Source organism: Nocardioides sp. YIM 152588 (genome assembly GCF_040191335.1).
Lineage (GTDB): Bacteria > Actinomycetota > Actinomycetes > Propionibacteriales > Nocardioidaceae > Nocardioides.
Genome location: NZ_JBEGDJ010000005.1, coordinates 17,599 through 39,186, shown reverse-complemented (window position 1 = coordinate 39,186; position 21,588 = coordinate 17,599). Strand labels below are relative to the sequence as shown.

Below are 21,588 nucleotides of genomic sequence, written 5' to 3'. Positions count from 1 at the left end.
GGCTCCGCTCGGAGGCCGGTCCTGTGTCGTGAGCGGGACACCCCGCGTGCGGCGACCGGCGAACGCGAGCGCGACGACCCCGTAGGCTGGACAGGTGTCTGGTCTTTCGTTGGGGTCGTTCGTCGCGTCCAGCCTGTCCACCGCCGAGGTCGAGGCGGCCGAGCGGCTCTACGGCGGCCTCGCCGACGACGTACGCCGGCTGGTCGACGTCGTCATCCGTACCGAGGTCGACGCGGGGCGGGTCGAGGAGGCGCGGGCGCTGGTGCGGCGTGCCGAGGAGCTGCTCGCTGAGGAGGCGAAGGCGGGCCCGGCCGGCATCCACTTCAATCACGAGGGCCGCTCGTGGAACTGGGGCAACGCCGTGGTCGGCGTGCGCAACGCGGTCGCGCCGCCGCTGCGGCTGGCGCGCGGCGAGGACGGCGTGGTCCGCACCGACGCCGAGCTCGGGGCGGCGTACGAGGGACCGCCGGGCTGCGTGCACGGCGGCGTCTCGGCGCTGATGCTGGACCACCTGATGGGGGAGACCGCGAGCGCGGGGCACACCCGGATGACCGTGACCGGCACCCTGACCCTGCGCTACGCGACCCCGCTGCCGCTCGGCCCCGTGTGGCTGCGGGCCTGGATCGAGGAGGAGGCCGGCCGCAAGATCACGGTCCTCGCCCAGATCGGACCGGGCGATCCCGAGGCGGGCGCGGCCCCGGCCATCGAGGCGCAGGGCCTGTTCATCGTGCCGCGGTGGGCGCAGGGCGACGCCGCCCCGCCCGGCGTCGGTTCGCTGGACTGACTCCGTCGACTGGCGCAGGCCGGTCGTCCCCCTCGTCACATCCGGATTGGCCCCTTTTCGGCCCAGAATGGGGCCAATCCGGATGTGACGATGAGCCTGTGCGCCCGCCCCTCAGGCGGTGCCGGGCGCGACGATCCCGCGCCACACGACGTCGAGCGCCGCGGCGCACCGCGCCTGGACGGACGGATCGGTGACCGAGTCGCCGCGGACCACGACCTGGTAGTAGAAGACGCCGTTGATCAGGTCGATCGCCGCCTCCACGTCGAGGTCGGCGCGCAGCTCCCCGCGGGCGACGCCGTCGCGGAGCAGCGCGGTGACCGGCTCGCGGCGCCGGTGGGCGTGGCTCTCCCAGTACGTCGTCTGCAGCTCCCGGTCCGCCAGGCCGAGCGCCAGGCGGCGCCGGAAGCGGCCGTCCGGGTAGTCCCGCAGCGCCTCGCTCGCCCCGGTCAGGTAGGTGCCGAGCAGGCGCTCGCGCAGCGACCCGCCCGGGGCGACGTCCGGCGTCGTGCGGCCGTGGTCGAGCGCCGCGGCGAGGAGGGCGGTCAGCGAGGGCCAGCGGCGGTAGACCGCCGCCCGGCTGACGCCGCTGGTGGCGACCACGCGGTTCAGCGTGATCGCCTCCCCGGCGTCGACCAGGGCGAGGGTCGCGGCGATCGCCCGCTCCTCGATGTCCTCCTGCCGCGGCCGGCCGGGGCGCCGGCCGGCCGCGGCGGGGGTGCTGACCGGCGAGGTCACGCCGGCTCCACCAGCCGCTCGCGCAGGCGGGCGTGGAGCGCGTCGTCGTAGCCGGCGGCGTCGAGCAGCGCGCGGATCGAGCCGAACTCCTCGGCGATGGTCGCCAGCATCGCGCGCATCGTGCCGGGGTCCGCGGTCATCAGCACCGCCGGGACGTCCTTCCACGCGTCGGCCGCGCCGCCCGCCGGGTGGTCGCGGTTCATCCGCGCCATGATCCCCTCCAGCGCCTCGGTGGTGCGGGCGTAGTCGGCGACGATGTCCTCCTCCGCGGCGCCGAGCAGCGACAGCACGGTCGCGGCGAAGACGCCGGTGCGGTCCTTGCCCGCCGCGCAGTGGAAGAGCGCGCCGCCGGTGCCGTCGGCGATGGCGGTCAGGCCGAGGACGAACTGCTCGGCGCGGGTGCGCAGCATGCCGGCGTACATCTCGCCCATGGCGGCCAGCGGGTCGGCCACGTCGACGAACAGGGCGCGCACGTCCGCGGCGGGCTGGGTGACGTCGCCCATCAGCGGCAGGTGCCGGTGCTCGACCGGGTGGGCTTCGAGGACGCCGCGGCCGGTGGCGGCCAGCTCGTCCCCGGAGCGCAGGTCGAGGATCAGGGAGAGGCCCTCGGCGACGAGCGCCTCGGCGCCGTCGGCGTCGATGAGCGCGACGTCGTCGCTGCGGAGGAGGACGCCGGTGCGCACGCGGCCGCCGTCGACGGGGATGCCGCCGAGGTCGCGGAGGTTGGCGAGCGGGTGGGTGGCCTGGGTTGCCTGGGTGGTCACGGTGGGTCCTTCGTGGAGGGAAGCGGTGGCGGGGGCGGTCGGGGCGTTCACGTGAGCCGCCGCCGGATGAGCGCGCTGCACTGGTCGATGACCGTGACCAGCACGATGATGCTGATGACGATGGCGCTGAGGTGGCCGTAGTCGTACATGCGCATGGCGGTGGTCAGCTCCAGGCCGATGCCGCCGGCGCCGACGAGGCCGAAGATGGTCGCGCCGCGGACGTTGCCCTCGAAGAGCAGCAGCGTGTAGGAGACCAGCAGCGGCGCCGCCTGCGGCAGGACGCCGAACTGGATCACCTGCCGCGGCGAGGCGCCGACGGAGCGGAGCGCGGTCAGCGGGCCCTGGTCGACCGACTCCATCGCCTCGGCGTACACCTTGCCGATCGAGCCGATCGAGGCCAGCGTCATCGCCAGGATGCCGGCGAACGGGCCCAGGCCGACCGCGGAGACGAACATCAGCGCGAAGACCAGCTCGGGGATCGAGCGGATCACGTTCATGGTCCAGCGCGCCGGGTAGTAGACCCAGCGCGGCGCCAGGGTGGCGGTCGCGGCGAACGCGACGAGCAGCGCGAGGACGCCGCCCAGCAGGGTGCCGACGATCGCCATCTGCAGGGTCTCGATCAGCAGCCGGACGATGGTGCCGAGCTCGGAGAAGTCCGGCGGCCACAGCCGGGAGAGGTACTCGCCGATGTTGACCATGCCCTCGCCGAGCTCGGTCGGGGCGAACTCCGCGCCCTTCGAGGACCACCACAGCACGCCGATCAGCAGCGGCAGCGTGATGAGGGTGCGGCCGCGGGGCCACAGCACGGTGCGCTCGAGCCGGTGCCGCTCGGCCGGCGGCAGCGTCTCCCCGGTCCGGGGCGGCTCGGCGGTGCGCGGGCGCGGGTCGAGGTCAGAGAGCGTCGACATCGACGTCCTCCTTTCCGGAGTACAGGGCGTCGAGGTCGGTGCGGGCCAGGTCGGCCGGGGCGCCGGAGAGCAGCACCCGGCCGTCGCGCAGCCCGACGATCCAGTCGCTGTGGGCGACGGCGAGGTCGAGCACGTGCAGGCTGACCAGGACGGGGATCCCGTCCTCCTGGGCGATGCCGCGCAGCAGGCCGAGCACGGAGTCGGCCAGCCGCGGGTCCAGCGAGGCGACCGGCTCGTCGGCGAGGATCACCCGCGGCCGCTGCATCAGGGCCCGGGCGATCGCGACGCGCTGCTGCTGGCCGCCGCTGAGCGAGCGCGCCGGCGCCATCGCCTTGTGGGCGATGCCGACGCGGTCGAGCAGCTCCAGCGCCCGCTTGCGCTCGGCGGCCGGGAACTGGCCGAACCACGTCGAGGCCGCGGAGCGGTGCAGCGAGCCGGCGAGCACGTTGGTCAGCACCGAGAGGCGCGGGGTGAGGTTGAACTGCTGGAAGACCTGGCCGACGTCGGCCCGCAGGGCGCGCAGCTCGCGGCCGCGCGCGGCGGTGACGTCGCGGCCGGCCACCTCCGCGGTGCCGGCGGTGATCGGCGCGAAGCCGGTCAGCGACCGCATCAGCGTCGACTTGCCCGAGCCGGAGGCACCGAGCAGGGCGACCACCTCGCCGGGGCGCAGGTCGACGTCGACCCCGTGCAGCACCGGGGTGGTGTCGTAGGCGACCTCGAGCCCGCGCACGCGGACCAGCGGCGCCTGCGCCTCCGGAGCGTGGCCGCCGCTCGGCGCGCTCGTGGTGTGCGCGCTCGTGGTGGGGGCGGGCGGGTTCATGACGCTCACTCGAGGTCCGAGAGGTCGGCGCCGGAGATGGCGGCGACGTCGATCATCGGGGTGAACATGTCGGCGCCGGGGGAGACGACCGGGCCCTCGGTCATGCCCTCCATCAGCACGCCCAGGCGGTCGGCGTTCTCCTCGGAGAAGACCTCGGGGATGGCCTCCTCGAGCAGCGCGCGGGTCTCCTCGTCGAGCTCCTGGCTGCCGAGCACGCTCATCGAGACCGACATCGCGTCGCTCGCGCCGACGGTGCGGAACTCGCCCTCCTCGAAGATGCCCCACTCGATCGAGAGCGGCGGCAGCATCGTGGAGGTGCAGGCGGCGTCCACGTCGCCCTTCTTCAGCGCCACCATCGCGGCGTCGTGGCCGCCGGCGAAGACGACCTCGTAGTCCTCGTCCTTGGTCAGGCCCGCGGCGTCGAGCAGCTGCACGGGCATGAAGTAGCCGGAGCTGCTGGCCGGGTCGGCCATCGCGATGGTCGCGCCCTCGAAGTCGGCGGCCTCCTCGTACGGCGAGTCGGTGAGGACCATGCAGGTCGAGACCGGGTCGCCGTTGCCGGGCCAGGCGACGAGGGCGTCGACCTCGCCCGTGCTGACGGCCAGCGCGGACGGGAAGCCGCTCATGATGCCGATGTCGACGTGGTCGGAGCGGATCGCCTCGACGACGCTCAGGTAGTCGGGCACGTCGATGACCTCGACCTCGCGGCCGGTCGCCTCGCCGAGCAGGTCGACGAAGGCGTCGACGGGGTTCTCGACGGTCGGGTCGTCGCTCAGCGGCGTGGAGGCGAAGACGATGGTGCCGTCGTCCTCCGCGGCCTCGGAGGAGGAGCAGGCGGAGGCGGCGGAGGCGGCGATCGCGAGCACGGCGGCGGCAGCGAGCGAGCGGCGGAGCGGGGACATCAACAGAGGTTCCTTCTGGTCGTCGGGATGACGACGAGAAGGAAAGTGAACCCCGGTGAAGGATATTTACGAGACCGCCGCACTCGTATCGAAATGCCCGGTGAACAAACGGGTTCCCGGGGTGGGCCGGGTCACAGCCAGCGGCGCACCCGGTCTGCGTAGGCCTCGTACGGCGCCCCGAACCGCTCCCGCAGGAACCTCTCCTCGGGCCCGATCGCGCCCCAGCGGACCAGCGCCACCGCGGCCGGGAACAGCGCCAGGCCCCACAGCGTGGGGGCGAGCAGGGCCAGGGCGAGGTAGAGGGCGAGCATGCCGACGTACAACGGGTTGCGGGAGAGCCGGTAGGGCCCCTCCTCGATCATCGCGCTGGTCCGCTGACCCGGCAGCAGCCCGGTCCGGTGGCGCCGGAACAGCCACAGCGACCAGCCGTTCCACCCCGCGAACGCCGCCAGCAACGCCCAGCCGAGCGGGAGCCGCCAAGGACCGAGCGCGACCGGGTCGCCCCACGCCAGCGTGGCCAGCCAGCCGGCGAGCAGCGGCGCGCCGACCGCGACGGGCGGCCACAGGCGGAACGCGACGGTCTCCCCGCCGCCCCGGTGGTCGGTGTCGTGCGCCATCTCCCCAGTGTCGGTGGGTGGACCGACAGTGCCCGGCCCGGCATCGTGGGGCGGGTACGCGACGGCGATGGGGAGGCGCGGATGCTCGACGAGAGCCGACAGGTCGGATTCCTCGGGGTGAGCGACCTGGACGCGGCCGAGCGGTTCTACGGGGGCGTGCTCGGCCTGACCCTGGAGGACGCGCGCCCGTTCGCCCTGGTGCACCGCACCGCCACGTCGCAGCTGCGGATCACCCACGCCGGTGAGGTCGCCCCGGCGCCGTACACCGTGCACGGCTGGGAGGTCGAGGGCATCGAGGACGCCGTCGACCGGCTCGTGGCGGCCGGCGTCGAGCTCCGGCGGTACGACGGGCTGGGGCAGGACGAGCGGGGCATCTGGACGGCGCCGGGCGGCACCCGGATCGCCTGGTTCGCCGACCCCGACGGGAACGTGCTGTCGCTCCAGGAGTGAGGGCGGCCGTCACCGCCGCCCGGCCGCCCGCCACTGGAGCACGCCGAGGAGACCGACGACCCCGCCGGTCGCGACCGTGGCCGCCAGCCCTGGACCGGTGAACGACGTGCCGGCGATCCCGAGCAGCACGGCCGTGCCCGCGACCCAGGCGGCGTCCAGCGCCGCGATCGCCCGTCCGGCCTCGGCGGTGAGGCCGCGGCCCGACGCCCACGCCAGGAGCAGTGCGTACCCGACCAGTCCGAGGCCCACCGCGGTGACCACGACGGGCGCGGGACCGCCCAGCTGGTCGGCCCACCAGCTGCCGCCCGCGGCGAGCGTCGCGCCGGTCGCGCCGGAGAAGGCGGCGTTGACGGCGACCAGGCGGTCCAACCGGGTCCGCCGCCCGGCGGCCTGGACGGTGGTGCTCGTGGTGGTGCGCGTGGTGGTGGACATCGGGCTGCTCCGTTCTCCGGCTCGGCCGTGGCGGCTGCCCGGCCCGGTCGCCACTGAAGCGCCCGGCGCCGCCGCGGGTCGATTCCCGCGGAGGGAATGGTCCGGCCCCGCACCGTGCGCCACGATGGACGGGTGAGCGTCGACGGGATCGACCGACGCCGGGCGCCCGCCCCGGCTCCGCGGGCGACCCCGCAGACGACCCCCTTCGGGGCGGCCCTGCGTCGCTGGCGGACCACGCGCGGCCTGAGCCAGCTCGCCCTCTCGGTGGCCACCGAGACCACGTCGCGCCACGTCTCGTTCCTGGAGACCGGCCGCTCCCGGCCCAGCCGCGGGATGGTCGGCCGGCTCGCCGAGGCGCTCGACCTGTCGCTGCGGGAGCGGAACCAGCTCTTCGCGGCCGCGGGGCTCGCGCCCGCCTTCCCCGAGTCCGCGCTCGACTCCGAGGAGATGGCCGCGTTCCGGTACGTCGTGGACCGGATGCTGGAGAGCCACGAGCCGTTCCCGGCGTACGCCGTCGACGGTCACTGGGACATCGTCCGGACCAACCGTGCCGCGGCGCGGTTCCTCGAGGGCACCGACGAGCGCAACGTGGTCCGCCTGACCTACGCCGGCGCGTGGCGCGAGCTCATCGACAACTGGGCGGACATCGCGTGGGTCGGGATCGCCCGGCTGCGGGCGGAGGTGGCGCGGTTCCCGCACGACGAGCAGCTGGCGGCGCTCGCCGACCTCGCGCTGGACGCGGCCGGCGACCTGCCGCGACCCACCCGCGACGTCTCGCCCCGGGTGCTCTGCCCGGTCTTCCGGGTCGGCGACGACCTGGTCCGCACGATCTCGGTCGTCGCGCAGTTCGGCGCGCCGACGGACATCACCCTCGACGAGCTGCGCATCGAGCTGGTCCACCCGGCCGACGAGGCGAGCCGCCGGTTCTTCGAGCTCCTCGCGGGGAGGTCGCCCTAGGGTGGTGGCGCCCGCGGCACGCTCGTGGGCCCGGCCGCCGACCGGTCCACCGTCCGAGGAGAGCACCGTGCCCACCGCCGCAGCCCCGCCCGAGTACCGCTACCTCGACCGCTTCGGCGCGGTCCTGATCGTGGTGCTGGCGACGGTCTGCGCCCAGGGGTTGATCGACGTCCGGGACCACGCACTCGGGGCGCTGGTCTCGTGGTCCATCAGCGGGCTCGCGCTGGTGCTGGCGGTCCGTGCCGGCGGGGTGCGGAAGCGGTGGTGCCGCGTCGCCGATGTCGTCGTGCTCGTCTCGCTGGTCAGCAACGCGGGGCTGGTGGCGATCACGTACGTCTCTCCCGACGTCGACCCGGCCACGAACGTCGGGTTCCTGTGGCTGGTCACGGCCGCCCTCGTCCCGATCGCCGTCGCGCGCCGCGTCCTGCAGCACCGCCGCGTGACGGTCGCGACGATCCTGGGTGCCGTCGCGGCGTACGTGCAGATCGCCGTCGCCTACTCGCTGATCCTCCAGGCGCTCGACGCGGTCACGCCCGGGCACCTCTTCGGGGAGGAGGTGCCGACGACGGTCTACACCTACGTGAGCCTGGAGACCATCACGACGCTGGGCTACGGCGACTTCACCGCGACCACCGACCTCGGCCGGCTCCTGCTCGTCTCCGAGGCGCTGGTGGGGCAGGTCTACCTGGTGGTCTTCGTCGCGCTCATCGTCTCCCGGTTCCCGGTGCCGTCCGCCGACGACGACCCGTCGTAGGTGGTCGCGGACCGGCGTCACCCGCTGATGCCGCCGCGCGCCGGCGTCGCGCCGGCCTGAGGCCGGATGCCGCGGACCAGGAGGTAGCCGAGGATCCAGAACTCGCCGATCGTCGCGGGGAACGCGAGGACGTCCACCAGCCAGCCCGGGGCATCCGCGAGGCCGTAGCCCGCGAAGGCGCTGAGCACGTAGCCGAGGCCGCCGGCCACCAGGATCCAGCCGAGCACGACCGGGAAGCGGCCGCTGGTGATCGCGCCCCAGCCCATCGGGATGAGCCAGAGACCGAAGAAGAGCGCGCCGACGCCCCAGCTGTCCGTGCTCAGTCGATGGAGAAGCCCGACGGTCGCCGCGGCGTCGCCCGCCGGTGCCAGCGAGGGGTCGGCGGCGACGGCGAGGGCGGTCGCCATGAAGACGGCGCTGGCCATGATCGCCACCGCGTTGACCAGCCCGAACGCAGCGACGGCCACGCCCGCGACCTGGTTCACGTTGCGGTAGAGCTTGTAGAACCAGACCGCCGCCATCGCCTGGGTGAGCACGATGCCCATCTCGAGCGCGACGCCCAGGCGCGCGAGGGACTCCCGTTCCTGGAGGTGGTCCAGCGTGGCCGCGGGGTCACCGTCGATCCAGATCTCCGGGCGCACCAGCAGGAAGCCGAGCATGCCGGTGACGGCGAGCCCCAGGTACCAGGCTCCCGTCGCGCGCGCGGTGGCCGTCTCGCCGTGCATCCGGCCGCTGCCCTAGCGCCCCGCGTCGGCGGCCGGGTCGGCGAGGTAGCGCCGCAGGCTCTCGGGCACGCCGAGCACCAGCTCGTTCTCGTCGTGGCTCATCCTGAGGCCCCGCGGGCACCAGCCGACCTCCCAGCCGTGGGTGTCGACCAGGTGCGTCACCGCCTCGAGCGCGAGCTCGGCGCGCTCGCCGGTGCCCCGCGGCTCGCGGTTGGTGGCGAGCACCAGGTCGTGGCTGATCTCGTCGTCGGTCCGACCTTCGAACTGAGCCAGTCGCTCGTCCAGATCGAGGGCGACCGGGGCGAGGTAGAGATCCGGGATGTCGCGCGGTCGGGCGGCCATGCCGCCATCCTTGCACGCCGCCGCGGTGGTCACCCGCCGTCGAACGGCTCGTAGCAGTCGTAGGTCTCGATCTCGCTGATCAGCCCGCCGGTGACGCGTACGAACTGGGCGATCTGGGCGGTGAGGGTCTGGCCCTCGGCGAACGGGCCGACGCTGCGGGCCACGACCCCCGTCCACCGGAGGCGGGTGACCACGAGGTCGCCGGACTCGACGACCGACGCCACGTCGTACCGCTGTCCGGCCAGCAGGCCGGCGCCCGCCGTGGAGGCGGCCAGCATCTCCGCGCGGCCGCTCACCCGCCCGCCGGGGACCAGCGCGTTCGGACGCTCCACGGTGCGGGCGTCCGGGGCCAGGAACCCGGCGAGGTCCTCGCCGTGGCGGCCCGCCTCGATGGCGGCGTAGAAGGCCCGCACCACCTCGGCGGGTCCGGTCGCGCCCGTGGCGGTCACAGGTCGCGCATCGTGCGCCGCGGCTCCTGCCGGTCGGCACGCATCACGTTGATGATCGCCAGGGCCAGGCCGCCCCAGATCACCAGCATCGCCACGATCATCATCGCCACCGCGGTCCCGCTCATCGGTGCACCTCCTCCGGTACGTCGAGGCTGGTCCGCCCGCTCCAGGGCAGGAGCGAGATGACGACGGCGACGAGGACGACGCCGATCGCCGAGCCCCAGCCGAACCAGCCGAGCAGCCAGTCGGGGTAGCCGCCGTACGGCTCGTCGAGGGCGTCGATCAGCTCCTGGACGAGGACGTAGACCAGCACCACCGGGGTGATGAACGCGACCAGCGCGGACCACCAGTTGCCGAGGGGGAACGAGCCGAACTCGTTGAGGTGGAGCCGGATCGTGTGGAGGTCGCGGAACCACCAGGCCACCGCGAGCATGCTGCAGACCGCCACCAGCAGGATGCCGAACCGGTTGATGAAGTAGTCGGCGGTGTCCAGGACCGGTACGCCGGTGGTGGTGGCGAAGAAGATCACGCTGACCGCGGCGGTGGGGAGGCCGACGAGCAGCGAGGCCGCCGCCCGGGTCAGCGCGAGCTTGTCGCGCACCGCGGAGATCACCACCTCGATGACGCTGACCAGCGACGTCACCCCGGCCAGCACGAGGCAGCCGAAGAAGAGAACGCCGATCAGGGCGCCCGCCGGCGCCTCGGAGATGATCGTGGGGAACGCGATGAACGCCAGCCCGAGGCCGTCGCTGGCGACCTCGTCGACCGCCACCCCGTTGGCCTGCGCCAGGAAGCCGAGGGCGGCGAAGACGCCGATCCCGGCGAGCAGCTCGAAGGCCGAGTTGGAGAAGCCCACCACCAGGCCGGAGCCGGTCATGTCGGTGCGCCGGCCGACGTAGGAGGCGTAGGTGATCATGATGCCGAAGCCGACGGAGAGCGAGAAGAAGATCTGCCCGAAGGCGGCGGCCCACACCGAGGTGTCGCCCAGGGCGCCCCAGTCGGGGGCGAAGAGGGCGTCGAGCCCCTCGCCGGCGCCGGGCAGGAAGAGCGCCCGCACCACCAGCACCACGAACGCGATCACCAGCACCGGGATGAAGATCACCGCGATCGCGCCGATGCCGCGCTGGACGCCGGCGACCATGATCGCGATCACCGCGATCCAGACCAGCAGCAGCGGCCAGAAGACCCCGGCCACGAAGTCCAGGCCGATGCTCGGGCTCTCGGCCACGTGGAGGAAGTCGCCGAAGAAGAACCCGGCCGGGTCGTCGCCCCAGGTGTGGTCGATGCTGAAGAACGTGTAGCGCACCGCCCAGGCGATGATCACCGCGTAGTAGACCGCGATCACCGCGCAGATCCCGACCTGCCACCAGCCGAGCACCTCGCCGCCGCGGTGCATCCGGCGGAACGACAGCGGGGCGGAGCCGCGGTAGCGGTGACCGATGCCGTAGTCCATCAGCAGGAACGGCAGGCCCGCGGTCAGCAGCGCGACCAGGTAGGGGATGACGAACGCCCCGCCGCCGTTCTCGTAGGCGACGTAGGGGAACCGCCAGATGTTGCCCAGGCCGACGGCCGAGCCGATGGCGGCCAGGATGAACACCCGGCGCGAGGCGAAGGACCCGCGGACGGCGTCGTCGCTGTCGGCGGTCGGGGTCTGCTCTGCCATGGGCTCGCCTCCCTCGTCCGGCACCGCGGTGCCGTCCCTCCACTACTAGTGCACCGGCGGCCCGGCGGCAAGGGTGTGGAGGTGCGACGAGGCCCGGGCAGGCGGGATGCCTGCCCGGGCCTCGCGGCACCCGGGGTGACTGACGTGGGTGCGTCCGGGGTGGTGCCGGGGGTCAGGCCGGCCAGTCGACGCTCAGGTACTGCGTCTCCTGGAACTCGCGCAGGCCCTCGCGGGCGCCCTCGCGGCCCAGGCCGCTCTGCTTCACGCCGCCGAACGGCGCGGACGGGTCGGAGACCAGGCCGCGGTTGACGCCGATCATGCCGGCGTCGATCCGCTCGCTGAGCCGGATCGCGCGGCCGAGCTCGCCGGCGAAGACGTACGCCGCCAGCCCGTACTCGGTGTCGTTGGCCAGCCGGACGAGCTCGTCCTCGTCGGACCACACCACGATCGGCGCGACGGGGCCGAAGATCTCGTCCTTGAGGATGCTGGCGTCGGGCGCGACGTCGGCCAGCACCGTCGGCGGGAAGAAGTAGCCCTCGGCGTCGGGGAGCGCGGCCTGGTGCGAGATGCGGGCGCCCTCGGCGACCGCCTGCTCGACCACGCGGCTGACCCGCTCCACCGCGGCGGCGCTGATCAGCGGGCCGATGGCCGCGCCGTCGGCGGCCGGGCCGACGACGAGCTTCTCGACCTCGGCGCCGAGCTTGGCCACGAAGTCGAACGCGACGGACTGGTGCACGTAGATCCGGTTGGCCGCGGTGCAGGCCTGCCCGCCGCCGCGGAACTTCGCGATCATCGTGCCGGCGACGGCCTCGTCGAGGTCGGCGTCCTCGGTGATCACGACCGGGGCGTTGCCGCCCAGCTCCATCGAGGCGTTGAGCACCCGGTCGGCGGCCTGGTGCAGCAGCGCGCGGCCGACGCCGGTGGAGCCGGTGAACGACACCTTGCGGACGCGGTCGTCGGTCAGCCAGGCGGTGACCACGCCGGGCGCGTCGGTGGTGGTGACCACCTCGACCGCACCCTCGGGCACGCCGGCCTCGACCAGGATCCGGGCCACCGCGAGCGCGGTCAGCGGGGTCTCCGCGGCCGGCTTGAGCACCGCGGTGCAGCCGGCGGCCAGGGCCGGGCCGATCTTGCGGGTCGCCATCGCGGCCGGGAAGTTCCACGGCGTCACCAGGGCGGCCACGCCCACCGGGCGGTGCGAGACCAGGGTCCGCGTGCCGCCGGCCGGCGCCTCGCCGTACTCGCCGCCGGGGCGGACGGCCTCCTCGGAGAACCAGCGGAAGAACTCCGCGGCGTAGACGACCTCGCCGGCCGCGTCGGCCAGCGACTTGCCGTTCTCGCGGGCGATCAGCGCGGCCAGCTCGTCCTTGTCGCGCAGCATGTACTCGTGCGCGCGGCGGAGCACGTCGGAGCGGTGCCGCGGGGAGGTCCGCGACCACTCCTCGAACGCCGCGCTGGCGCGGTCGACCGCGGCCCGGGCCTCGTCGACGCCGTGGTCGGGGACCTGGGCGACGACCTCGAGGGAGGCGGGGTCGAGCACGTCGAACATGTCGGTCGGGGTGGGGGTGTCGCTCACGGGTAGAGCCCTCTCTGTCGGTGGGCCTCGGCGACGCGGCGCACCGCGAGGCAGGTGGCGGCGGCACGGAGCGACAGCTCCAGCGCCTCCGCCTCGGCGAGCACCTGGTGCCAGGCGCTGGTCATCCGGTCGGCGAGCCGGGCCTCGACCTCGGCCTCGCTCCACCAGTACGCCTGGTTGGCCTGCACCCACTCGAAGTAGGAGACGACCACACCGCCGGCGTTGGCCAGGATGTCGGGGACCACGAGCACGCCGCGCTCGGCGAGGATCGCGTCCGCCGCGGTCGTGGTCGGGCCGTTGGCGCCCTCCACGATCAGGCGCGCCCGGACGTCGCCGGCGTTGCCCTCGTGCAGCACGCCCTCGACGGCCGCCGGCACCAGCAGGTCGACCTCGGCGGTCAGCAGAGCCGCGTTGTCGATCGGCTGCGCGCCGGTGAACCCGACCACGCTGCCGGTCCCGTCCACGTGGGCCTCGAGCGCGGGGATGTCCAGGCCGGCCGGGTTCCACACCCCGCCGAACGCGTCGCTGACGGCCAGCACCCGGATCCCGGCCAGGTGCAGGAAGCGGGCGGCGCCGCGTCCCACCTTGCCGAAGCCCTGGACGGCGGCCGTGGTCGCGTCGTACGCCATGCCGAGGTGGTTCAGCGCCGCGAACGCGATCTGGGCGACGCCCAGCGAGGTGGCGCTGGCCCGGCCGAGCGAGCCGCCGAGGCTGACGGGCTTGCCGGTCACCGTGCCGAGCACGGTGTAGCCGCTGGCCACCGAGACGGTGTCCATCATCCAGGCCATGGTCCGCTCGTCGGTCCCGATGTCGGGGGCCGGGATGTCCTTGTTGGGGCCGATGACCGGGAGGATCTCGGAGGTGTAGCGGCGGGTGACGCGCTCGAGCTCGGCCTCGGAGTACCCCGCCGGGTCGATGGTCACGCCGCCCTTGGCGCCGCCGTAGGGCAGGTCCATCAGGGCGCACTTCCACGACATCCACATCGCCAGCGCGCGCACCTCGTCGAGGTCCACGTGCGGGCTGAACCGCAGGCCGCCCTTGGCGGGGCCGCGGGACAGGTTGTGCTGCACCCGGTGGCCGGTCAGCACCTCGATGTCGCCGTTGTCGCGGCGCAGCGGGATGGAGACGGTGACCTCGCGGCGGGGCGCGGCCAGCATCTTCATCGTGCCCTCGTCGTACCCGAGGACGCGGCAGGCGTCGGCGAGCTGCTCGTGGGCGTCGTCGAGCGGCCCGCGGGTGGCGACCGCGGGCTGGGCGACGGCCGTCACCTCGTGCTCGCGAAGATGCCGTCGAGGAGGTCGAGGGCCTCGGTGAGGAGCTCGCCGGTGATCGTCAGCGGCGGCAGGAAGCGGAGCACGTTGCCGTAGGTGCCGCAGGTGAGCACGATCAGGCCCTGCGCGCGGCCGGCCGCGGCGACGGCGTTGGTCAGCGCCGCGTCGGGCTCGGTGGTGCCGGCCTTCACCAGCTCGACGGCGATCATCGCGCCCCGGCCGCGGACGTCGCCGACGCGGGCGTCGGCGGCCTGCAGGGCGCGCAGGCGGCCCAGCATCAGGTCCTCGATCTCGCGGGCGCGGGCGACCAGGCCGTCGGCCTCGATGGTCTCGATCGCGGCCAGCGCGGCGGCGCAGGCCAGCGGGTTGCCGCCGTAGGTGCCGCCGAGGCCGCCCGCGTGCGGGGCGTCCATGATCTCGGCGCGGCCGGTCACCGCGGACAGCGGCAGGCCGCCGGCGATGCCCTTGGCGGTGACGATGACGTCGGGGACGACGCCCTCGCGGTCGCAGGCGAACATGTCGCCGGTGCGGGCGAAGCCGGTCTGCACCTCGTCGGCGACGAAGACGACGCCGTTCTCGCGGCACCAGGCGGCGAGCGCCGGGAGGAAGCCCTCGGCCGGCTCGATGAAGCCGCCCTCGCCCTGGATCGGCTCGATCACGACGGCGGCCAGGTTGGTGGCGCCGACCTGCTTCTCGATCACGTCGATGGCCCGGGCCGCGGCGGCGGCGCCGTCGACGCCTGAGTCGCGGAAGGGGTAGGAGAGCGGAGCGCGGTAGACCTCGGAGGCGAACGGGCCGAAGCCGTGCTTGTACGGCATCGACTTGGCGGTCATCGCCATCGTGAGGTTGGTGCGGCCGTGGTAGGCGTGGTCGAAGACCACGACCGACTGGCGGCCGGTGTAGGACCGGGCGATCTTGACGGCGTTCTCGACGGCCTCGGCGCCGGAGTTGAACAGCGCGGTGCGCTTGTCGTGGTCGCCGGGGGTGAGGCGGTTGAGCGCCTCGGCGACGCCGACGTAGGCCTCGTAGGGCGTCACCATGAAGCAGGTGTGGGTGAAGGCCGCGACCTGCTCCTGGACCGCGGCGACCACGCGCGGCGCGCTGGCGCCGACGGTGGTCACGGCGATGCCGGAGCCGAGGTCGATCAGCTGGTTGCCGTCGACGTCCACGACGATGCCGCCGTCGGCGGCCACCGCGAAGACCGGCATGGTGGTGCCCACGCCGGCGGCGACGGCGCCCTGCTTGCGGGCCATCAGCTCGCGCGAGCGCGGGCCGGGGATCTCGTTGACGATCCGTCGCTGCTCGACGGCGGTGCGCTGCTCAAGGGTGGTGCTGCTCATAGCAGAAGTCTCACCCGCCCGGCTTATGCTGTCCAAGACTCAAAAGGTCCGATTCCTATGCCTGGAGGGCATGATGCAGCTGCGGCACGTCGAGTACTTCGTGGCCACCGCGGAGGAGGGGAGCGTGAGCGCCGCCGCGGCGCGGGTCCACGTCGCCCAGCCGGCCCTCTCCCGCCAGCTGCGCCAGCTCGAGCACGACCTCGGCGTGCAGCTCTTCGACCGCGGCCCGGGGCGCCTGGCGCTCAACCGCACCGGGCTCGCGCTGCTCCCCGCCGCGCGGGAGCTGCTCGCCTCCGCGGACGCCCTCGAGCGCGCCGCGCACCTGCACGCGCGCGGCCGGGTCGAGCGGGTCACCATCGCCGCACCGACCGCGACGCTGACCGACATCGTCTCGCCGTTCGTGGCCACCATGTCCCCCGAGGACCCGGTCGTCGACGTACGGGTGGCGGACGGGCCAACGGTGGAGGCGATGCTGCGCGCCGGCGCCGACCTCGCGATCGGCATGCAGCGGCCCCAGCCGCCGCTGGTCTCCCGGACGCTGGCCACGTTCCCGGTGTGGGCCTACGTGCCCGCGGACGATCCCTGGGTCGGGCGGCGCTCCGTGCGGCTGGAGGAGCTGCTGGAGCGGCCGCTGATCGGGCTGCCGCCCGCCTTCACGTCCCGCGAGTCGCTGGAGCGCGCGGTGGCGGCCGCCGGGACGTCGTACTCGACCCTGGTGGAGGCCGCCAACGGCACCATCGCCCAGGCGCTGGCGGCGTCGGGCCGCGGCGTCGCCGTGGTCTCCGACGACGCCCGGTTCGACCTGGTGCCGCTGGGCATCGACGTCGGCGGCCGCCGGCTGGCCATCCGCCTGGTCGTCGCCTGGGACGGCTCGTCGGTGGCCGCGCCGACCCTGGAGGCGCTGGCCGGCCGGGTCAACGCCTGGGTGGCGCGGCGCTACTCGCCGCCCGCCTCGGGATAGGCCCGAGTCGGCACAAGCTGTCACCCGTTCGGCGCGAGTCGGCAGAAACTTTCTGCCGACTCGGCGGCGCGGCGTCAGCTTCTGCCGACTCGCGCTCCGGGGCATGCGTCGAGTGGCGGGGTCACCTGGCCTCGCGGGGCGGCTGCGGCCGCTGGTACCCGGCCTCCCCGCCGAGGCGCCCGCCGTAGGGGCGGCCGTGGTCGGCGTACTCCTCCCGGTAGTAGACGAGCCGGTGGTCGCCCACCTCGAGCCGGGCGCCGGTGCGCAGCAGGGCCCGCTCGACCGGGGCGCCGTGCACCCGGGTGACGCCGGCGACCGCGGTGACGACGTACTCGTCGCGCCCGTCGTGCTCGATCACCGCGTGCACCTCCTCGAGCCCGGGCAGGCGGATGTCGGCGCCCTCGCCGGAGCCGATCGTGACCCGGTCGGCCAGCCAGAAGACCGGCTGGCGGGCACCGGGGAGGACCGTCTCGACCGCCGGGACCAGGCGCGGGCCGCCGCCGCCGGCGGGGTCGTGGGTGGTGGTGACGCGGCGCCGGGGCCGGCGCTGGAACGTCGGCGCCGGCGGCCACAGGGTGGCCGGGGGAGCGAGCGCGGCGTCCGGGAGGGCGGGCTGCGTCTCGCGCGTCCGCGCCCGCGCGGACGTGAGCGCGCCGCGCAGGCTGCCGATCCGGATCCGCCGCGAGCCGGTCACCCGGCGCTGCCACCAGGGCGCTGAGACCGCGCCGATCGAGACCAGGTGCCGGCCCCCGCTGACCACACGGATCGCCACCCCCTGCGCGGCCAGGCCCTCGGCGAGCGCGCGTACCGCGGGGGCGTCGCGCCCGCCGGCCAGCGCGCCGGGGCGGTCGATCTCCAGGACCAGTCGGCTGGCCTCGCCGGTCAGCCGACCGTGGACGGCCGGCCCGCCCTCGACGTCGAGGTCGAAGCGGAGGTCGGCCGAGACCTCGAGGTCCATGATCGCCTCAGCCGGCGTTCGGCGGCACCGGGGCGCCGGCGTCGGTCGTGGTCACGGTCAGGGTGCCGTTGAGCTTCCAGGTGGCGCGCGGTGCGTTGGCCCCGGTGTCGCGCGGCACCTCGATCGCCATGTCGGCGAACTGGTAGTGGATCGCCGCCTCGCGGCCGGTGAGGAAGGACCACATCCGCTGCCCGAGGTCCGTCCAGTCCACCACCTCTCCCGCGCTGCCGTCCACGGACTGCGTGCTGATCGCCATGACTGCCTCCTTGGTGGGTATTCCTAAACACTCTGTCTAGGAATATGCTTTCAAGCATGAACACGGAGTCGACATTTTTGCAAGGGGTCGAGGGCGACGAGCTGCTGACGATCGGTGCGCTCGCCGAGCGCACCGGGGTCAGCCCGGCCACCCTGCGGGTCTGGGAGCAGCGGCACGGGTTCCCGCGGCCGCAGCGCCTGGACAGCGGCCACCGCCGCTACCTCGAGGCCGACGTCGCCGCCGTGGACCGGGTGGTACGCCGCCGCGACGCCGGCGTGCGGCTGGACGTGGCGATCGCGGACGCGCTCGCGGAGGACGCGCCGGGGGTGCCGTCGGTCTACGCCGAGCTGCGGCGCCGCCACCCGCACGTCCCCGTCCAACGGCTCCGCAAGGGGACGCTGCTCGCGCTCTCCTGGGCGATCGAGGACGAGTTCTGCGCCAAGGCCGAGCGGGCGCTGCTCTTCGGCGCGTTCCAGCAGGAGCGCTACTACGAGGCCGCGCACGAGCGCTGGCGCGAGCTCGCCCTGGTCTCGCAGGCGGCCTTCGCGTTCGCCGAGTTCTCCGACCTCGACCGGCCGACCACGGGCGACCACGGTCCCCGCGGGCCGGTGCTGGTGCCGTTGCCGCCGGACGAGCCGCTGGTCCGGGAGTGGGCCGTGGTCTGCGACTCCGTGGACCTGCCGGCCGCGCTGAGCGCGTGGGAGCTGCCCGGGCAGCAGCGGGTCCCGGACCGGGAGCGGGTCTTCGAGTCGATCCTGACCATCGACCCGGTGGCCGTGCGCGATGCCGCGCGCGCCTGTGCCGGCATCGCCCGCGCCGCCGGTGCGGCCGAGGCGGCACCCGCGTCGTACGCGCTGGCGGACGAGCCTGCCCCGGGCGCCGCCGACCTGACCGCCGTCAGCGCGATGCTCGGGCGCGTGCTCTCCTACGTCGACCGCTACGGGGGCGCCTGAGACCCGTCCGGGGAGCGCTCTGGTTGGGTGTGCCCATGAGCACCTGGTTGGCCACGACCCGCGACGCCGTCCAGGCCCGGCTCTGGCCCGTGCCCACCATCGCGGTGGTCGCCGCCGCCGCGCTCGGCTTCGGGCTGCCCGAGGTCGACGCCGCGCTCGACCCCGAGATCGGCGGCACGACCGGCGGCTGGCTGTTCGGTGGCGACGCGGACGCGGCGCTCTCCCTGCTCGGCGTGATCGCGTCGTCCCTGGTCTCGGTCACCGCCCTGACCTTCTCGTTGACGGTGGTGGCGCTGCAGCTGGCCAGCAGCCAGTTCTCGCCGCGCCTGCTCCGGACCTTCGTCCGCGACCAGGTCGTGCAGGCGACGCTCGCGACCTTCCTCGGCACGTTCACCTACGCGCTCACCGTGATGCGCGCGGTCCGCATCGACGACGGCGGGCAGGGGGTGGTGCCCCATCTCGCGGTGTCGGTCGCGTTCGTCCTGGCGCTGGCCAGCGTGCTGACGCTGGTGCTGTTCCTGGCGCACCTGGTCCGCGAGCTGCGGGTCGAGACCATGCTGGCCAACGTGCACCGCGACGCCTCCGCGACGCTGCGCGCGGCGCTGCCCGAGCGGGACCCCGACGCCGCACCGCTGCAGCCCTTCGCGGCCCCGGTGGGGGAGGTGCGGCCCCTCCTCGTCCGCGAGGGCGGCTTCCTGACCCGGGTCGACCGCGAGTCGCTGCTCGGGGTCGCCGTCGAGGAGGACGCGCAGGTCGCGCTCGACGTGCACCCGGGCAGCTTCCTGGTGGTGGGCACGCCGCTCGGCCGGGTGTGGCCGGCGCGCGGGGGCGCGTTCGGCGACGAGGACGCCGCGCGGATCGCCGACCGCGTCGCGGGGTGCCTGCACACCGGCCCGGAGCGCACCGCCGCCCAGGACGTCGGCTACGGCCTGCGCCAGCTCGCCGACGTCGCGAACAAGGCGCTCTCCCCGGGCATCAACGACCCGACGACGGCGGTCCACGCGCTGGGCCACGTCTCCGCGCTGCTCTGCGAGCTCACCGACCGCGAGCTCGGGCCCGCGGTGCTCCGCGACGACGAGGACCGCGCCCGGGTCGCCCTGCTGCAGCCGGACCTCGCCGGCTACGTCGAGCTCGGCATCGAGCAGCCGCGGCGGTACGGCGCCGCCGACCCCCAGCTGCTCGCGGCGATCGGGCAGGTGCTGCTGAGCCTGGGCCACCGGGCCGCGGAGGACGACCGCCCCGTGGTCCACGACCAGCTGCGGCGCCTGCGCGCGACCGCGGCCGCGCAGGACTTCGACCCCGAGGAGCGGCACCGCCTCGACGAGCTGTTCCGGGTGGTCGAGGGGCGCCTCACGGAGCCGGCGTGAGCCGCTCCAGGGTCGCGTACGCCGGCTCGATCGCCTCCAGCAGCCGCCCGTAGAGCGCCTGCCGCGCCGGGTCGCGGTCCTCGTCGGGCCGTGACCGGGTGGCGTTGACCCGGGTCGTGGCGAACCAGTCCTTGAGGCCGGGGTGCCCGCGCCAGGTGCCCTCGGTGGCCAGCCCGCGCAGCAGCATCTGGAGGTACCCGAGGGGGGTCTGGTCCATGAAGTTCGCCGGGCAGAGCGCGTTGCGCTCCTCGTCGGTGAGGTCGAGGGCCTCCGTGCGCGCGATCGCGCCGCTGCTGAGCGGCATGCTCGCCCGGGTCAGGTACTGCACGGTGATCCGGCCGTCGGCGAAGATCGGCACCGGAGGGCGCTCCGGCAGGCCCGGCGCCGCGCAGTGGACGTGCACCTGGCCGGGGGTGGTCGGGACCTCCCCGCGCTCCAGCACGATCCGGTCCGGCTCGATCCGCAGCACCCGGCCGAGGCGGACGACGTCGTCGATGCGACGCAGCTGGTCGACCTCGTAGGTGCTGATCGTCGGCCCGCGGAAGATGGTCGGCTCCACGTCGGGGTCGATCCGCAGGATCACCTCGCGGCGCTCCACCTCGGCCAGCACCTCGTCGAGGGTGTCGTGCGCGGCGAGCGCCTCCAGGAAGGCGACCGTCCCCTCGACGGTGAGGTCCGAGAGCTTGCCGGGCTGCATGAAGTGGACGTTGTTGAGCCACGCGTCGCGGGTCCGGATCCAGGTGATCGACTCGGGCGGGCAGCCCTGCTCCAGCAGCCACACGCCGGTGTCGAAGGCGGTCTTGCCGGTGCCGACGATCGTCACCCCGTCGACCGGCCCGTCGCCGGTGTCCTCCCCGCCGAAGCCGAGTCGGGTCAGCTCGGTCGGCGTGACCACCCGTACGCCGTCGGCCACCTCGAACGGGGGCGGGAAGGTCTGCGGCACCCGCGAGGAGGTCCAGGTCGCGTCGACCAGCCGCTTGCGCACCACCACCTCGGTCTCCTCGCCGCCGAAGAGCGACCGGATCCGGTGCACGCCGCCCCGCTCGTCGGGCGTGCCGCCGAGGTAGTCGGTCTTGGGCAGGAACCGCACCCGCCCCGACGGCAGGAACCGGTCGCGCATCCGCTCCGCGAAGTACGCCTGGATCTCGACGCCGCTGACGCGCGTGTAGTGCCCGGCCTCCGGGCCGTCCGTCGCGATCCGGTCCTCGCCGAGCACGGCCGAGCCCACGCCGTACCAGCCCGAGGGCTGGTGCAGCCGCACGAACGGGTAGGCGTCGTTCCAGTGCCCGCCGGGCGCGTGCCGGCGGTCGATCATCAGGACGTCGGCGTCGGAGACCTCGAGGAGCTCGTCGACGAACCCCATCCCTGCCATCCCGGCTCCGACGACCAGGTAGTCGGTCTCGACGCGCCTCATCGCCGCTCACCTCCGGACGCGGCCGCGTGGGCGGGGTGCCGGTGCGGCCGGGAGTCGGCTCCCGGCCAGGCTAGCGCCGCGGGCTGGTGGTGGACACCCGTCGCCCGGCCCTCCTGGTGGTGGTCGATCAGGTGGTGCTCGACGACGCGCCGGTGGTGCCGCCAGCCGGCATCCCGATCGGCGGGAGTCG

25 protein-coding genes are annotated in these 21,588 nt (G+C 74.3%); 7 read left to right on the top strand and 18 right to left on the bottom strand.

From position 1 onward, the window contains the following. Positions 1–94 precede the first annotated feature (94 nt). Entirely contained in the window at positions 95–784 is a 690-nt protein-coding gene (locus ABLM29_RS04495; protein ID WP_349712671.1) for a PaaI family thioesterase, read from the top strand. Between the two features lie 111 nt (positions 785–895). Here the strand turns inward: ABLM29_RS04495 and ABLM29_RS04490 are convergent, their stop codons facing one another. From ABLM29_RS04490 to ABLM29_RS04465, 6 genes are all read right to left on the bottom strand, one after another. Further along, the gene (locus ABLM29_RS04490; protein ID WP_349712670.1) at positions 896–1,519 is read right to left on the bottom strand and encodes a TetR-like C-terminal domain-containing protein; all 624 of its coding nucleotides are present in this window, start codon (positions 1,517–1,519) and stop codon (positions 896–898) included. Further along, a complete protein-coding gene (locus ABLM29_RS04485) occupies positions 1,516–2,283 on the bottom strand; it encodes a tyrosine-protein phosphatase (RefSeq protein WP_349712669.1) in 768 nt (255 codons plus the stop codon). Before ABLM29_RS04485 ends, ABLM29_RS04490 begins: the two co-directional genes overlap by 4 nt. 47 nt (positions 2,284–2,330) lie before the next feature. Beyond that, positions 2,331–3,191, bottom strand: coding sequence for a phosphonate ABC transporter, permease protein PhnE (gene phnE / locus ABLM29_RS04480; RefSeq protein ID WP_349712667.1), 861 nt, complete (start codon positions 3,189–3,191; stop codon positions 2,331–2,333). Continuing rightward, positions 3,175–4,011 (bottom strand): phosphonate ABC transporter ATP-binding protein, encoded by an 837-nt coding sequence (locus tag ABLM29_RS04475; RefSeq protein WP_349712666.1) that lies wholly within the window; start codon positions 4,009–4,011, stop codon positions 3,175–3,177. Before ABLM29_RS04475 ends, phnE begins: the two co-directional genes overlap by 17 nt. Positions 4,012–4,016: 5 nt before the next feature. Next, positions 4,017–4,913, bottom strand: coding sequence for a phosphate/phosphite/phosphonate ABC transporter substrate-binding protein (phnD, locus tag ABLM29_RS04470; protein ID WP_349712665.1), 897 nt, complete (start codon positions 4,911–4,913; stop codon positions 4,017–4,019). A gap of 131 nt (positions 4,914–5,044) precedes the next feature. Next, positions 5,045–5,530, bottom strand: coding sequence for a methyltransferase family protein (locus ABLM29_RS04465; protein ID WP_349712664.1), 486 nt, complete (start codon positions 5,528–5,530; stop codon positions 5,045–5,047). An 81-nt stretch (positions 5,531–5,611) separates the two neighbouring features. On the opposite strand from ABLM29_RS04465, the gene ABLM29_RS04460 reads away from it, so the two are divergent. After that, positions 5,612–5,980, top strand: coding sequence for a VOC family protein (locus ABLM29_RS04460; protein WP_349712662.1), 369 nt, complete (start codon positions 5,612–5,614; stop codon positions 5,978–5,980). 9 nt (positions 5,981–5,989) lie between these two features. On the opposite strand, the gene ABLM29_RS04455 is transcribed toward ABLM29_RS04460, so the two are convergent. Then, positions 5,990–6,412: a hypothetical protein gene (locus ABLM29_RS04455; RefSeq protein WP_349712660.1), complete on the bottom strand. Its 423-nt coding sequence runs from the start codon at positions 6,410–6,412 to the stop codon at positions 5,990–5,992. Between the two features lie 132 nt (positions 6,413–6,544). Between ABLM29_RS04455 and ABLM29_RS04450 the strand changes: the two genes are divergently transcribed. Together ABLM29_RS04450 and ABLM29_RS04445 are read left to right on the top strand one after the other, a co-directional pair. Next, positions 6,545–7,369: a helix-turn-helix domain-containing protein gene (locus ABLM29_RS04450; RefSeq protein WP_349712658.1), complete on the top strand. Its 825-nt coding sequence runs from the start codon at positions 6,545–6,547 to the stop codon at positions 7,367–7,369. Between the two features lie 67 nt (positions 7,370–7,436). Beyond that, on the top strand, positions 7,437–8,123 hold the full coding sequence (locus tag ABLM29_RS04445; protein WP_349712656.1) for a potassium channel family protein: 687 nt from the start codon (positions 7,437–7,439) through the stop codon (positions 8,121–8,123). Between the two features lie 17 nt (positions 8,124–8,140). Here ABLM29_RS04445 and ABLM29_RS04440 read toward each other — a convergent pair whose 3' ends face one another. The 8 genes from ABLM29_RS04440 to gabT form a co-directional block, all read right to left on the bottom strand. Further along, entirely contained in the window at positions 8,141–8,848 is a 708-nt protein-coding gene (locus ABLM29_RS04440) for a DUF4386 domain-containing protein (protein ID WP_349712654.1), read from the bottom strand. A 12-nt stretch (positions 8,849–8,860) separates the two neighbouring features. After that, positions 8,861–9,190, bottom strand: coding sequence for a hypothetical protein (locus ABLM29_RS04435; RefSeq protein WP_349712652.1), 330 nt, complete (start codon positions 9,188–9,190; stop codon positions 8,861–8,863). A 29-nt stretch (positions 9,191–9,219) separates the two neighbouring features. Further along, positions 9,220–9,639: a nuclear transport factor 2 family protein gene (locus ABLM29_RS04430; protein ID WP_349712650.1), complete on the bottom strand. Its 420-nt coding sequence runs from the start codon at positions 9,637–9,639 to the stop codon at positions 9,220–9,222. Continuing rightward, a complete protein-coding gene (locus ABLM29_RS04425) occupies positions 9,636–9,764 on the bottom strand; it encodes a methionine/alanine import family NSS transporter small subunit (protein WP_349712648.1) in 129 nt (42 codons plus the stop codon). Before ABLM29_RS04425 ends, ABLM29_RS04430 begins: the two co-directional genes overlap by 4 nt. Continuing rightward, positions 9,761–11,302, bottom strand: coding sequence for a sodium-dependent transporter (locus ABLM29_RS04420; RefSeq protein WP_349712647.1), 1,542 nt, complete (start codon positions 11,300–11,302; stop codon positions 9,761–9,763). The genes ABLM29_RS04425 and ABLM29_RS04420 overlap by 4 nt, the downstream gene beginning before the upstream one ends. Positions 11,303–11,474: 172 nt before the next feature. Then, the gene (locus ABLM29_RS04415) at positions 11,475–12,851 is read right to left on the bottom strand and encodes an NAD-dependent succinate-semialdehyde dehydrogenase (RefSeq protein WP_349712817.1); all 1,377 of its coding nucleotides are present in this window, start codon (positions 12,849–12,851) and stop codon (positions 11,475–11,477) included. A gap of 23 nt (positions 12,852–12,874) precedes the next feature. Beyond that, entirely contained in the window at positions 12,875–14,146 is a 1,272-nt protein-coding gene (locus tag ABLM29_RS04410) for a Glu/Leu/Phe/Val family dehydrogenase (RefSeq protein ID WP_349712646.1), read from the bottom strand. Next, complete coding sequence (gene gabT / locus ABLM29_RS04405) at positions 14,143–15,489, bottom strand: 4-aminobutyrate--2-oxoglutarate transaminase (RefSeq protein WP_349712645.1); 1,347 nt, start codon at positions 15,487–15,489, stop codon at positions 14,143–14,145. Before gabT ends, ABLM29_RS04410 begins: the two co-directional genes overlap by 4 nt. 70 nt (positions 15,490–15,559) lie before the next feature. On the opposite strand from gabT, the gene ABLM29_RS04400 reads away from it, so the two are divergent. Further along, the gene (locus ABLM29_RS04400; RefSeq protein ID WP_349712644.1) at positions 15,560–16,450 is read left to right on the top strand and encodes a LysR family transcriptional regulator; all 891 of its coding nucleotides are present in this window, start codon (positions 15,560–15,562) and stop codon (positions 16,448–16,450) included. Between the two features lie 121 nt (positions 16,451–16,571). Here the strand turns inward: ABLM29_RS04400 and ABLM29_RS04395 are convergent, their stop codons facing one another. Next, positions 16,572–17,408, bottom strand: coding sequence for an FHA domain-containing protein (locus tag ABLM29_RS04395; protein WP_349712642.1), 837 nt, complete (start codon positions 17,406–17,408; stop codon positions 16,572–16,574). 7 nt (positions 17,409–17,415) lie between these two features. Beyond that, positions 17,416–17,664, bottom strand: a complete 249-nt coding sequence (locus tag ABLM29_RS04390; protein ID WP_349712641.1) for a hypothetical protein — start codon at positions 17,662–17,664, stop codon at positions 17,416–17,418. A 56-nt stretch (positions 17,665–17,720) separates the two neighbouring features. Between ABLM29_RS04390 and ABLM29_RS04385 the strand changes: the two genes are divergently transcribed. Together ABLM29_RS04385 and ABLM29_RS04380 are read left to right on the top strand one after the other, a co-directional pair. After that, positions 17,721–18,617, top strand: a complete 897-nt coding sequence (locus ABLM29_RS04385) for a DICT sensory domain-containing protein (RefSeq protein ID WP_349712639.1) — start codon at positions 17,721–17,723, stop codon at positions 18,615–18,617. Positions 18,618–18,652: 35 nt separating this feature from the next. After that, complete coding sequence (locus tag ABLM29_RS04380; protein WP_349712638.1) at positions 18,653–19,984, top strand: DUF2254 domain-containing protein; 1,332 nt, start codon at positions 18,653–18,655, stop codon at positions 19,982–19,984. Here ABLM29_RS04380 and ABLM29_RS04375 read toward each other — a convergent pair. After that, a complete protein-coding gene (locus ABLM29_RS04375; RefSeq protein WP_349712637.1) occupies positions 19,968–21,398 on the bottom strand; it encodes an NAD(P)-binding protein in 1,431 nt (476 codons plus the stop codon). The genes ABLM29_RS04380 and ABLM29_RS04375 overlap by 17 nt on opposite strands. Positions 21,399–21,588 lie beyond the last annotated feature (190 nt).